Here is a 13591-nt window from a genome sequence, read left to right as displayed (position 1 = left end):
ACGATTTATTCCATTACTTTAGGAACCCTAAAGTAATCAGAGTCTCTTTTTGGAGCTTGTTTAAGCCCGCTTTCATGGTCAAGGTGTTTTCCTACCTTATCTTCACGAAGCATATTTACTTCTGAGGACATTGTGAATAGCGGCTCCACATTATCTGTATCTATTTCATTTAGTTTTTCAACCCAATCCAAGATTTCACTCAGGCTGCCTACCATTTTTTCGGTAGCTTCTTCATTCAGTTCAAGTCTTGAAAGATGAGCGATTTTGGCTATAGTTTCTTTATTAATCTTCATGATTAGTATTCCAACGTTTAAGTTCTGTTTTTATGGTATCAAAAACCTCCCGCTTTACTTCTGTTAAGTCTTCGATGGTTTTGCCAATTGTAATAACGGGTTCATGAAACACGATTTTCACTGGGTGCGATTTGAATTCAAATTTACCGTTATCCTGCAAAATTATCCAATTCCATGGAATGGTCACTGGAATTATAGGAATTTGTTTTTCGATAGCCAACTTAAATGCCCCATCTTTGAAAGGCATTAGCTTTGGTGGTTCATTTGAAGTAATTCCACCTTCAGGAAAAAAGACTACGCTTCTACCTTGATCAAGCATTTCATCTGCTTTCAACAAGCTTTCATATCTGCTTTTGGGGCTTCGTCTATTTACAGGGATATGTAGCTTTTTGAACATCCAACCAAAAAGAGGAAGCTTGGTAATGGAGGATTTACCAATAAATGCGTAAGGCTGGCCGGAAAATCCAAACACAGCTATATCGAGAAAGCTGAAATGATTTGCCGCGAAGATATAGTTCTTTTTTTTATCTAAAGGTTTTCGGAATTCTATTGAAACAGGCATGCAAAGAAGTCCAAAAAATATCCTTCCCCAGAGTCTGTCAATTGCATATGAGTATTTCGCTAAATTGCGAAAAAGGATCATCAACAAATAAGTCGGAAAAATAAGGATAAAGAAAAAGGAAAAGACAAATGTTGCATAGATAGTGTAGACTTTATTAAATTTCATATTTGCCAAAATTATGCATTTCAATTTCTCATTAGCAAAATATTTTATGGCAGAACCTCTTTTTGAGTGATCCTTAAAGAAGAAATTTTGCTTAGACCAAATTTTTACCGATTTTGAATCGAAATAGTGCGAGTCACTTATATTTTGTTTTTCTTTTTGCTAACAATTGTTAGCTTACAGGAAGAAATTAAGAATTATCTTAATGGAAGATTTTAAAAGAATACAATCAACCCTAAACACTATGCGAATTAAAAAACAACTATTAAGCAATGCAAAGCTGTGGTTGATGGCACTAGCTGTTACAATGATGTACAGTTGGGATGCCCATTCACAGCAAACCGCAAATTACGATGAAAAGCTGTATGACGCAGTTGAGTATCGTTCGATGGGACCTCATAGAGGAGGCCGAGCCTCAGCAGTTACTGGAGTCCCAGGAAAACCTAACCTTTATTATATGGGTGCTACCGGTGGTGGCGTCTGGAGAACAATAGATGGCGGTCAAACTTGGGAAAATATTTCAGATGGATACTTTGGAGGTTCCATCGGAGCTGTTACAGTAGCAGAATCAAACCCTAACGTAATATACGTAGGCGGCGGTGAAAATACCGTTCGTGGAAATGTGTCTTATGGATATGGAATATGGAAATCATTGGATGCAGGTAAATCATGGGAATTCATCGGTTTGCCTGATTCTCGCCATGTAGGTAGAATTAGAGTTAATCCTAGAGATGAAAACCACGTGTATGTTGCGGTACTAGGCGACTTAATGAAAGATCATGAAGAAAGAGGTGTCTTCGAATCAAAAGATGGTGGTGCTACATGGAAAAAAATTCTATATGTAGACGCAGGTTCTGGTGTGATGGATTTGGTCTTTGAACCAGGAAATGAGCGTGTACTTTATGCAACCACTTGGCAAGTTAGAAGAACCCCATATTCCCTAAGTTCAGGTGGTCCGGGTTCTAAAATGTTTAAGTCCACTGATGCAGGTGCAACTTGGAAAGACATCACAAAGAATCCAGGATTACCCAAAGGTGTATGGGGAATATCTGGTGTTACTGTTTCTCCTGTAAACCCTAACAGAGTTTGGGCTATCATCGAAAATGATAATGGTGGTGTTTACAGATCTGATAATGCAGGTGAGACTTGGACTATGGTAAACAACGACCGTAATCTTCGTCAAAGAGCGTGGTACTACACAAGAATTTATGCTGATACGCAAGACGAGGACAAAGTTTGGGTAATGAATGTAAGCTATCATGTATCTACTGATGGAGGTCGTAACTTCGAGTCGAACAATGCTCCGCATGGTGACCATCATGATTTGTGGATTGCTCCTGAAGATAATATGCGTGCAGTTATCGCTGATGATGGTGGTGCTCAGGTAACTTTTGATGGCGGTGCAAACTGGTCAACTTATATGAATCAGCCTACAGCACAATATTATAGAGTAACAACAGATGACTCTTTCCCTTACAGAATATATGTTGCACAGCAGGATAATTCAACTCAACGAGTAAGACATAGAACTGAAGGTGGAGGAATAACAGAAAGCGACTGGGATGTATCCGCAGGTGGTGAATCTGGCTGGTTAGCTCCAGATCCGAAAAATAATGATATCGTCTATGGCGGTAGTTATGGTGGTTTGCTTACGCGTATGGATCACTCAACCGGTCAAATGCGTGCGGTAAACGTATGGCCAGATAACCCAATGGGACATGGTGCAGAAGGAATGAAGTACCGCTTCCAGTGGAACTTCCCAATTATTTTCTCGAAACATGATCCAAACAAGCTTATCACAACATCTCAGCATGTACACGTAAGTTACACTGAAGGCCAAAATTGGGAAATTAGAAGCCCTGATTTGACTAGAGCAGATCCAGAGAAATTGAAAACATCTGGTGGTCCGATTACTCAAGATAATACAGGTGTAGAATATTATGGTACTCTCTTCGCAATTGCTGAATCAAACTTTACAGAAGATGTACTTTGGGTAGGTTCTGATGATGGATTGATAAATGTTACAAGGGATAATGGTGAAACATGGACAAATGTAACTCCTCCAACTAGCCTGATGCCAGAGTGGACAATGATCAACTCTATAGAAGCACATCCATTCGAAGAAGGAGGAGCTTACGTAGCTGCAACAGGTTATAAGCAAGGTGATTATAAGCCATACTTATTCAAAACTACGGATTATGGTAAAACTTGGACTAAAATAGTTAATGGAATTGATCCAGGTCATTTTACAAGAGTAATACGTGCTGACCCAGAACGCAAAGGATTACTTTATGCTGGTACGGAAACTATCATGTATATCTCCTTTAATGATGGGGCTACTTGGAAAAGTTTCCAGAGAAATATGCCAATAGTGCCAATTACAGATTTGGCTATCAAGGATAATAACTTAATTGTTGCTACACAAGGTCGTTCACTTTGGATTATTGATGATTTAACTATCCTTCACCAGTTGAGTGATGAAGTTGCTAATGCAAACCATTATTTATTCCAACCAATGGATAGCTATAGAATGGGTGGTTCACGTCGTGCTTCAAAAACAGAGGGTGAAAATCGTGATGGTGGTGTACAAGTGACTTATAATATGAAAGATGTTAAGCCAACTGATGTCGTTACTTTAGAATTCTTGGAAGCAAATGGAAGTTTAATTCGTAAGTATTCTTCAGATTCACAGCAAAGAGAAACTAAATTGACACCAAAAGCAGGAGGTAATGTCTTCACTTGGGACATGCGTTATGAACCAGCAGAAACATTCGATGGGTTGATTATGTGGTCAGGAAGCTTAGCAGGTCCTATGGCTGTACCAGGTGATTACAAAGTAAGAATGACTGTAAATGGAGAAGTTCAAGAAAGAAGTTTCAAGATTATTGGAGATCCAAGATCTGAATCTACTCAAGCAGACTACCAAAAACAGTTTGATTTCTTAATTGCTGTTCGTGATAAACTGACTGATACTCACCGTTCTATCAAAGAAATAAGAGCAGTTAGAGATCAATTAAACTTTATTACTGCAAGAATTAAGGATGATCCGAACCTAACAGATGTTGTTGAAGCAGCTAAGCAATTAGATGAAGAGATGACAATTGTGGAAGAGGCTCTTTATCAAACTCAAAATCAGTCTAGACAAGATCCTTTGAACTTCCCGATTAGATTGAATAACAAACTTGCTGCTCTTAATGGTGTGGTTGGAAGAGGAAATTACCCTCCAACTGACCAGTCTGAAACGGTAAGACAAGAACTGACTACCTTGATTAATGGTGAGCTTACTAAGCTTCGTCAAATCATTCAAACAGAACTTCCTGAATTCAACAGAATGGTCAAGGATAAGAATCTTAACGCTATCATTGTTACAACTCCAGCGCAGAGATAATTGATTTGAAATTTTATACTATAAAAAATCCTGCCCTTGGGCAGGATTTTTTGTTTTTAGAGGTTCGATAACTAGGTATTTTTTCTATTTTTATTGAAATAAAAGATTGAAATCTTAAATAAAGAGATTTCATCGCATTGTACTCATATTCGAAAAATAACCAACACATACAAAACGACACAGCAATGGTGAAATCAGAAGGAATGTTAAGAGATGATGCCTTAAAAGGTAAAGTGATTTTAGTAACAGGTGGAGGAACCGGACTGGGAAAAGCTATGGTCAAATACTTTTTAGAGCTTGGTGCCGATGTGGTAATCTGTAGTCGCAAAATGGAAGTGCTTCAAGCAACTGCTACGGAATTAGAAAATGAAACAGGGGGGAGGGTTTTGCCAATTGTCTGTGATGTTCGCGAATATGAGCAGGTAGAAAATGTGATTAGCCAAACTGTAAAAGCATACGGTAAATTGGATGCTGTGGTGAATAATGCCGCTGGCAATTTCATAAGCCCGACTGAGCGATTAAGCCATCGAGCTTTCGATACTATTGTAGATATAGTATTGAAAGGAACTTACTACTTCACGCTTGCAGCGGGTAAGCATTGGATAGACAGCAAGACAAAAGGAACATTCCTGAATATAGTAACAACCTACGCTTGGACAGGCTCAGGTTACGTAGTGCCTTCAGCGGCATCTAAAGCAGGCGTTCTAGCCATCACAAGGAGTTTGGCTGTAGAATGGGCCAAGTATGGCATTCGTAGTAATGCAATCGCGCCTGGTCCATTCCCAACCGAAGGTGCATGGAGTAGATTGTTGCCTGGCGAACTGGTGAAAAAGTTTGATCCAGCTAAAAGAGTTCCTGTTGGTAGGGTAGGGGAGCACCAAGAGCTGGCTAATTTGGCAGCGTATCTTGTAAGTGATTTCGCAGCTTATGTCAATGGTGAAGTTGTAACCATAGATGGAGGAGAATGGCTTATGGGAGCAGGTGAATTTAATAACCTTGAAATGATTACTCCTGAGATGTGGGATATGCTTGAAGCTATGAGAGGAAAAAAAGATTAAGCCCCAGCTTAGTTTGGGGCATGATGAAAGCCAAATGGCAATTAATGAGATTAAAAATGTAGGTAAAATGAGCCTGAGATGCCTTTCAGGCTCATTTTTTATTAAAATTTATTGAGTACCTTTTGAATCAATTCATCGACAATTTCATGGCTATTCTCTGCAAATTTCTGTGTGATTCTATTTGCCACAATTGCATTTACGCTGAGGATTTCATGGCCTAATAACTTACCCATTCCATAATAGCCAGCAGTTTCCATTTCGAAATTTGTCAGCCTGAAATCATCCTTCTGAAATGTCGCAAGTTGATCCAGTAGTTCAGCATTTTTTGGCTGTAATCGTACTTTTCTTCCTTGTGGACCATAAAATCCCGGACAAGTTACTGTATTCCCTAAAATCATTCCCTCGCCAATTTGCTTTTGCAACAGTGTAGATCCTTGCACACAATAAGGAAGAAAATTCAACCCAGTTTTTTCCTTTACGTCCTCACAAATCTCCTTTTCAAATTGATCTTGTTTCAAATCGTAAAAGCTCATCAAAGTATCCAAACCAAGGCCATAATTACTGATAAGTGAAGCACCTTCTGGAATGTCTGCTTGCATACTTCCTGAAGTTCCGATTCTAATAATATTGAGCGTGCGATGTGCCTGCTTTACCTCCCGCTTTTCGAAATCGATATTGGCAAGTGCATCCAGTTCGGTAAGCATAATGTCAATATTATCAGTACCTATGCCCGAACTGATTGCCATTATTTTCTCACCAGATAGCGAGCCTATATGGGTAACAAATTCTCTTTTTGCGATTTTGTAATCAATTTTATCAAAGTATTTACTTACCTCATCTACTCTATCAGGATCACCTACGGCAATAATTTTATCACATAATTGATCAGGATGGATATTGAGATGATAAACAGAGCCATCTGGATTGATAATCAAATCAGCTTCGGAAATGCGGGAGGTTTGGGACATGATTTCTTAAGCCTCCGTTTTTTTGCGTCTCAGTGCATTGTGATATGGATCATAGCCATTGCTTTGTTTGGCATAATATCCTGAGCCATCATAAGGACGAATTTCAGGATGTTCTTTGCACTCGCTAGAGCAAGCACCGTTCATTTCCCACCCGCATTTTTCACAAATTGGCACATGTGCATTGCAGGCTGCATTGGCGCAGTTTACCATTCTGTCGCTCTCAGTGTCGCAAACAAAACACTTAGAAATTACCTTAGGATTTTTCTTGTTTATATCTACCGTCAATCGATTGTCAAATACATAGCATTTGCCTTCGAAATCTTCACCATCCGTTTCGATTCCGTATTTGATAATGCCTCCATGCAATTGATATACATTCTCAAACCCCTGCTCCAATAGGTAAGCGCTCGCCTTTTCGCATTTGATACCGCCAGTGCAATAGGTGACAATCTTTTTGTCTTTTAGATGCTCAATTTCATTTAGCTTCTGAGGGAAATCACGGAAGTTTTCGATATCGAAAGTGACGGCATTTTTGAAGCGGCCAACACTGTGCTCATAGTTGGAGCGAACGTCCAAAATCACTACATCTTCTTGGTCTTTCAGCGATTTGAAATCTTGTGGACTTAAATGAACACCTGTTTTTTCAAATGGCTTGATATGTCTCAAACTTGAGTGAACAATTTCAGGTTTCACACGCACATTCAGTTTTCGGAAAGCGGGAGTATTAGATTCGTCAATTTTAAAATCTATTCCGTCGAATCGAGGATCTGATTTCACTGCATCCATGTATTTTTGGCAAGCTTCGGGCGTGCCAGAAACGGTTCCGTTTAAGCCTTCGTGCGCAACGATAATTCGGCCCATCAGGCCAAGCTCCAGACAAAGCAAATGATGTTGCTCTCTGAACTCTTCTACATCCGCTATAGGTGTGTAGTGATAATAAAGTAATACTTGATAGTTTTCCATAATTGACCTCCTTGCTGCAAACAAGGTGTTTTTTGTGAAAATTGATTTTGAATATTAAACTACTTTGGCTGGATTGCCATAGACAACTTCTTTAGCTTTTACATTGGATATTACCACAGAACCCGGCCCAACTTGTGCGCCTTTGCCGATTTTGACTCCTGGCAAAATTACTGAACCCGTTCCGATCAAAACATTCTCCTCGATACTTGCACTTGCACCTATAACCGTTCCAGCACCTAATTGCACATAATCTCCAATAGTGCAATCGTAATCGATTGTGCAACCTGAGTTGATAATGATATGATTTCCTAATTTAGAACCTTCACCTAATACAACACCAGCATTCACAAAATTACCATGACCAATTTCCAAGTTATCAGGAATGCTTATGTTTTTGTGAAGCGCATTGGTAGGCATCACCTTTCTTCTTTCGAGCAACATTTTGATGGTAGCTGCACGGTATTTCGGGTCTTCTATTGCTACAAATGCATCGCATTTTTTACCAATGTATTTCAAAAAGCCATCATCATCAGGACTTCCTAAAACACTAGCCTCACCAATTTGCTGATTGTGTAATTCTTCATTGTCGTCTAGAAAAGCGAAAACCTCTATGCCATTACTTCTGTAAATGTCATAAGCAGCTTTTGCCAGTCCTTTTGCACCAAATATTATTACGGGATTTAACATCATCTCTAAATTTAGGATGCAAAATTAGCTAAAATTTTAGACTTTGTCTTATTGATGCTTAAGGGGGTGAATAGAAAGCGGGGGTAAGAATATTAGAATCATGATTGAAGTGCTTCATTCCCAATCTTGCATTTGAGGCATTGTTTGTTTTCACAAAAGTGTCGATATAAGCCAATAAGTGCTTGGGAATCAAAAGCAGTGTTATTTGGCAGTCCGAGTTCCTCCCAATTTTTGGTGATTCTGTTTTTCTCTGGAGTTAGTGCCTCCAGCCATTCGAGTGCGGTATCGAAATATTGCTGGTCTTCCTTTTCAAGCCCAATGGCAAACATGAGTGGAGCAGCTACATTGATTATCAGCAAATCACGACTATTCTGACCCATGTGTTTAGGAATTCCTTTTCCAGTTTTACCAAAATGATAATGCGTCTTCCAGAATGGGGAAAGTTCATTTTTAAAAGCATCGTCCAACTTTTTTACATCAGGGAAGGATTCTAGCAATGTGTAAGGATGAGGGTTGGTGGCCATAAATGCCGCCAATTGAGCCATTCGCAAGGTTGGGAAATTCGCAGGTCTTAAGCGGAGGAATTTCCATTGTTCAGCTTCGATATAATTTTCCTTGAACTTGTTTTTACTCGCCAAGAATTTAAATTCCTTTTTTAGGGATTTATAGTATTCATGATCAATGGTGTTGTTTTGGAGTAAGCCTGCCACTCCAAATAATAATGCTTCAATCTGAAAAGGGTTTTGCTGATGCCATGCGAAGAGTTTCCATGGAATCCGTTTTCCTAATTCAGTGAAAGGCTCAGTATTTACTTTAAATCCAAAATGCCTAAATAGCCAAATTTGGCAAGTTTGTGGCCAGTCTTTTTGCTGGTTACGATATATCTCAAGGATCTCTTGTGCTTTCAATTCAAGTCTATGAATCAAAGCCTGCTCCATCATATCCAATTTGGTGATTTCTCGAATACTTGGGAGGTAGTTTTTGCAAGGTATTGGGTAGAGATTACGAACGAGGGCGGTATAGCGATTTTCTAAATCCTTATCCGATCTATCATGCAATTCCAAGGTTGGGATTATTTCGCCATCTGCATTTTTGATGATTTGATCTTGAATCCAAACTACGTGAAGTATTACCGATTCATAAGCTTCGTCATTTTGATGATTATGCTTGAGCCAATCCGATGCTTTCACATGGATCTCAACATTTCCTGCCCATTTTATTCCATCAATTGAAAGATTAGCCTGTTTAAAATCCGGGCCAGAATCTGTATTGTAATGTCCAGTATCAAAGATGGCCAAAGGTTTACCATCAGTCGTTTCAAGTTTGTTTTGGTCAAACTTCTGAAAACGCCAGATATAATGAAGGAACTCCTCTTTCATCAATGCCTATGTTTGGATTATTGAGTTGGATTTTCAACTTCCAAATCTTCAATATCCTAAAAATAAGCTTTTTATAAATATTTATCCAGTAAATCCTGCATTTCCATTCGGATAATCTTGGCTTCATTTTGAGCTTTTTCGGCAAAATCATCTTCGCTAGACTTGTAAATAATAGCCCTACTTGAGTTGACTAGCAAGCCACATTCTTGATTCATTCCATATTTGGCCACTTCTGCTAGTGAGCCACCTTGTGCGCCAACACCTGGAATAAGCAAGAAATTATCAGGAACAATTTGACGAATTTCAGTCAAATATTCAGCTCTTGTAGCACCTACCACATACATCAAATTATCAGCATCTCCCCATTGCTTACTTGTTTCGAGGACTTTCTTATAAAGTTCCGTTCCATTCGCATCTTTGGTCAACTGGAAATCCATACTGCCCGGATTGGAAGTAAGCGCTAGCAAAATCACCCATTTGTCTGGGAAACTTAAAAATGGCTCTACAGAATCGCTGCCCATGTATGGCGCTATCGTTATCGAGTCAAATTCGAAAGTTTCAAAGAATGTTTGAGCGTACATTTTGCTGGTATTGCCAATATCTCCACGCTTAGCGTCGGCAATGGTAAAATGCTCCTTTGGAATGTAATTGAGCGTTTTTTGTAAGCTTTCCCAGCCTTTGATACCTCTGCTTTCATAAAAGGCGATGTTAGGTTTGTAGGCCACGCAATAGTCCGCCGTAGCATCGATTATTTGCTTATTGAATTCGAATATTGGATCCTCCTCCCGCAACAAATGCGGTGGAATTTTTTGAATGTCTGTATCCAATCCTACGCAAAGGAAACTTCCTTTTTTCTTAATCTGAGCAAATAATTCTTGTCTATTCATGGTGCGATTAGCCTATTTGTATAATAGCTGAAATGTATTTCTTGTCTTCTGTTCAATCAAAAATTCTTTATTCTCTTTTACCAAAGCTACATTTTCTTCAAGGTAATTTTTGATGGTGAGCAAAGTAAGCTCATGATTGTATTTGATGCTAAAATGTTCCTGCAAAGCTTGGATCAATTGTTCAAACTTATCCTTTCGATAATCGAAAATCACTGAAAATGAAGTCGCCGAGTTTTGCATTAAATTAGCGTGAATATGGCAATTGCTTAATTCCTGCAATATATCACTTAGATTTTTTTCATGGATAAATGAGAAATCACGTGTAGCAAATGAAATCAACGTTTGATTGAATTTGTAAATATAAGTAGGTAAAGCTTGGCCTTTGTTTTGGGAAATTACTGTACCGGATGCTTCTGGTTGCAGAAATGGTTTTACATGCAATGGAATTCCTTTTTGAGAAAGCGGGAGGATGGTTTTTGGGTGAATTACAACTGCACCATAATAGGTCATCTCCGCAGCATCTTGATAACTTATTCGCTCAAATTTCTGCGTTTCCTTCATTATTCGAGGGTCGGCTGTGAGTACTCCAGGTACATCTTTCCAAATGCTTACTGATTCGGCATTGATGCAATGAGCGATAATAGCAGCTGTAAAATCGGATCCCTCCCGCCCAAGAGTAGTGCAATTTCCATTTTCATCACCACCTATAAATCCTTGAGTAAGAATGATATTTGCAGGATTTCCTTGTATTAGTTTTTGCAAATTAGCTTGAGTCAATTCCCAATTTACTTCAGCATCACGGTATAGATTATTTGTGCGAATCAAATCTTTGGCAGGAACAAGCCAGTTTTCGCATTGAGATTCCACTAAGAAATGATGAACAATCGTGGTAGATAGTAATTCTCCAAAGGAGACTATTTGGTCGTAATAAAAATCGAAAGAGCCGTTACGATCTACTGTATTTAATTGCTCATTAAGCAGATCAAATATCTCATTCAATTCTATAATTGCATCAATATCTAGCTCCAATTCCATAGCGGTTTGGAGATGATAATTTTTGAGATGCTCTATAAATTCGAATGGATTTTCATTGGCCCAAACTTTGGCTAAAATTTGCTCAAGTGCATTGGTTGTTTTGCCCATTGCAGATACTATGCAGACAATTTTCTTATCTGAGTATAGTTTAAGGATTTTAGCTAAATTCTGAATACCCTCCGCATCTTTTACTGATGCACCACCAAATTTGAATACGATCATTGACAAAGCTTACTTACAATTTTCCAAACGACAAATAACGTGATTTGATAGGAAAAAGAGCTTTGTTAGGCTTTATTTCTGTTTTTTGAATTTCTCAGTTAAATCTATTTTTCTTACTTAAACCCTTTTTGACCTAGACATTCCATTTAAGCTTAGCTTATTTTTTTAAGCTTACAATTTTGGCTTAATTTCGCTGCACCAAAATTACGACCCGAATTCACTATGGAACCCAATCCTATTTCATCGCCAATTGGCGTAACGCTCGACAGATTTATCAAAAACAACCAAGATGATTTTCCTTTTGCAAGTGGGGAGCTTTCGCAGCTGCTGAGAGATATTGCACTGGCATCCAAAGTTGTAAATAGGGAAATAAATCGTGCGGGATTGGTAGATATATTGGGAGGATTTGGTGCTCAAAATGTGCAGGGTGAAGACCAACAGAAATTAGATGTAGCAGCTAATATTCGTTTTATCAGGGCATTAACCAAAGGTGGAGAGGTTTGCGGAATCATCTCCGAAGAAGACGAAGGCGTAGTAGATACTGGCAAATACAATGGTCGATATATAGTGGCAATGGATCCACTTGACGGCTCTTCTAATATAGATGTAAATGTTTCTATTGGAACCATATTTTCAGTTTATCGCAGAGTGAGTCCGATAGGTGGACCGGTACAAATGGAAGACTTGCTTCAAGCTGGAAGCGCACAAGTTGCAGCCGGTTATGTCTTGTATGGCTCGTCTACTATGCTTGTTTATAGTACAGGCAAAGGCGTAAATGGATTTACTTATGAAAGTTCTTTAGGTGAATATTTCTTATCCCATCCAAATATCCAAACACCGAAGGATGGGAAAATATATAGCATCAATGAAGGCTCTTCCAACAGTTTTCCAGCCGAGGTCAATGAGTACATTCAATATTGTAAAGACAATAAGTATTCCGCCAGATATATTGGGTCATTAGTAGCCGATTTCCATCGAAACCTTTTCAAAGGTGGAATCTTTATTTACCCAGCTACTGAAAGTGCGCCTAGTGGAAAACTTCGTTTGTTATACGAATGCAATGCATTAGCTTTCTTGGTAGAACAAGCGGGAGGTCTAGCTTTGGATGGAAAAAATAGAATTCTAGATATTGTTCCAACTAAGCTTCATCAGCGCGTTCCATATTTTGTGGGATCTACCAATATGGTTAAGAAGGCTTGCGGTTTGGAATAGGAAAAACGCTTCAGCTGTATTTTTGGCGGATTAAAATCTTCTGCCATTGTCTTTTCAAAATCTCTTCAGTCAGCAAATGCGGGATGTCATCTGGTGGAGCAAGAGTTAATATTTCTTTGACTTTACTTTCTTTCAAGTCAATCCGATACAAGGCTTGCAACAAACCTTGCATATCATAGTCAAGCTTGTGTTTAATCACCTTGAGAAGCCAAGCTTGTAATACTTCCCAATCACCTTCGTCAGATGAAAATGGATTCGGCAATTCCTGATCAAGCTGCTTAATCGTCAGCTCGGCAGTCTGCCGAATCCATTCTTCAGGTTTTGTGTTTTCGTTCATTTATTGAGTTGGAGCATCGACTTCACTTCTAGGCTCATCAGTATCTTCCAATACTTCCGGGCATAGTTTGATAATGATTCTATACCATGCTACTAGCTTTTTGATATTCGAAGGATACACTCTTTCTTCGTCATGCTCGGGCAATATGTGTTTCATGAAACTACGAAGTTCAGTCGGTGTTGCATCATGCTCTATGCCTGGATCTTCACCAAATTCATTCTTGATCGCCTTGAATACATCAAGCAATGGAGTGTTATCGTCCGACACAGTGTAAATGGAGATTTCCTCTAACAGAGAAACTTGGGTAGCTGGGCCTGCAAGAATCCGTTTCTTTGCATCGTCCATACTTTCCAGAATCACACCTTGTCTTCCTCCTTTTACAATTTTGTACAAGCCACCTTTGCCTGTAATGCTAGCTATTTCGTTAAATTCCATGTA

The 13591-nt window shown here is 38.9% G+C and carries 13 protein-coding genes; 3 read left to right on the top strand and 10 right to left on the bottom strand.

Annotated features, from left to right (window positions below):
- Window positions 1-5: 5 nt before the first annotated feature.
- Window positions 6-293, bottom strand: coding sequence for an Asp-tRNA(Asn)/Glu-tRNA(Gln) amidotransferase subunit GatC (gene gatC, locus ACOXY8_RS14145; protein ID WP_458332259.1), 288 nt, complete (start codon window positions 291-293; stop codon window positions 6-8).
- Window positions 283-1020 (bottom strand): lysophospholipid acyltransferase family protein, encoded by a 738-nt coding sequence (locus ACOXY8_RS14140; RefSeq protein ID WP_458332258.1) that lies wholly within the window; start codon window positions 1018-1020, stop codon window positions 283-285. The genes gatC and ACOXY8_RS14140 overlap by 11 nt, the downstream gene beginning before the upstream one ends.
- 241 nt (window positions 1021-1261) lie before the next feature.
- Here ACOXY8_RS14140 and ACOXY8_RS14135 point away from each other — a divergent pair, with 241 nt between their 5' ends.
- Window positions 1262-4405, top strand: coding sequence for a WD40/YVTN/BNR-like repeat-containing protein (locus ACOXY8_RS14135; protein ID WP_458332257.1), 3144 nt, complete (start codon window positions 1262-1264; stop codon window positions 4403-4405).
- A gap of 185 nt (window positions 4406-4590) precedes the next feature.
- Entirely contained in the window at window positions 4591-5463 is an 873-nt protein-coding gene (locus ACOXY8_RS14130) for an SDR family oxidoreductase (protein WP_458332256.1), read from the top strand.
- 101 nt (window positions 5464-5564) lie between these two features.
- Here ACOXY8_RS14130 and ACOXY8_RS14125 read toward each other — a convergent pair whose 3' ends face one another.
- From ACOXY8_RS14125 to ACOXY8_RS14100, 6 genes are all read right to left on the bottom strand, one after another.
- Window positions 5565-6431 carry a nucleoside phosphorylase gene (locus tag ACOXY8_RS14125; protein WP_458332255.1) on the bottom strand — a complete coding sequence of 289 codons (867 nt, stop codon included), beginning with the start codon at window positions 6429-6431 and terminating at the stop codon, window positions 5565-5567.
- 6 nt (window positions 6432-6437) lie between these two features.
- A complete protein-coding gene (gene trhO / locus ACOXY8_RS14120; RefSeq protein ID WP_458332254.1) occupies window positions 6438-7394 on the bottom strand; it encodes an oxygen-dependent tRNA uridine(34) hydroxylase TrhO in 957 nt (318 codons plus the stop codon).
- A 54-nt stretch (window positions 7395-7448) separates the two neighbouring features.
- Window positions 7449-8084 (bottom strand): acetyltransferase, encoded by a 636-nt coding sequence (locus tag ACOXY8_RS14115; RefSeq protein WP_458332253.1) that lies wholly within the window; start codon window positions 8082-8084, stop codon window positions 7449-7451.
- A gap of 95 nt (window positions 8085-8179) precedes the next feature.
- A complete protein-coding gene (locus ACOXY8_RS14110; RefSeq protein ID WP_458332252.1) occupies window positions 8180-9460 on the bottom strand; it encodes a DUF2851 family protein in 1281 nt (426 codons plus the stop codon).
- A gap of 71 nt (window positions 9461-9531) precedes the next feature.
- A complete protein-coding gene (gene pyrF, locus ACOXY8_RS14105) occupies window positions 9532-10347 on the bottom strand; it encodes an orotidine-5'-phosphate decarboxylase (protein ID WP_458332251.1) in 816 nt (271 codons plus the stop codon).
- A gap of 12 nt (window positions 10348-10359) precedes the next feature.
- Window positions 10360-11604, bottom strand: a complete 1245-nt coding sequence (locus ACOXY8_RS14100) for an aspartate kinase (protein ID WP_458332250.1) — start codon at window positions 11602-11604, stop codon at window positions 10360-10362.
- Window positions 11605-11826: 222 nt separating this feature from the next.
- Between ACOXY8_RS14100 and fbp the strand changes: the two genes are divergently transcribed.
- Window positions 11827-12816 (top strand): class 1 fructose-bisphosphatase, encoded by a 990-nt coding sequence (gene fbp, locus ACOXY8_RS14095; protein ID WP_458332249.1) that lies wholly within the window; start codon window positions 11827-11829, stop codon window positions 12814-12816.
- A 10-nt stretch (window positions 12817-12826) separates the two neighbouring features.
- Here the strand turns inward: fbp and ACOXY8_RS14090 are convergent, their stop codons facing one another.
- Together ACOXY8_RS14090 and ACOXY8_RS14085 are read right to left on the bottom strand one after the other, a co-directional pair.
- A complete protein-coding gene (locus ACOXY8_RS14090) occupies window positions 12827-13153 on the bottom strand; it encodes a hypothetical protein (RefSeq protein ID WP_458332248.1) in 327 nt (108 codons plus the stop codon).
- Complete coding sequence (locus ACOXY8_RS14085) at window positions 13154-13588, bottom strand: DUF5606 family protein (RefSeq protein WP_458332247.1); 435 nt, start codon at window positions 13586-13588, stop codon at window positions 13154-13156.
- Window positions 13589-13591: the final 3 nt, after the last annotated feature.

Source organism: Peijinzhouia sedimentorum, assembly GCF_049340005.1.
Taxonomy (GTDB): Bacteria; Bacteroidota; Bacteroidia; order Cytophagales; family Cyclobacteriaceae; genus CAXBDP01.
Note: the sequence above shows the minus strand (reverse complement) of the source record. Positions and strands in the feature narration are given on the sequence as shown.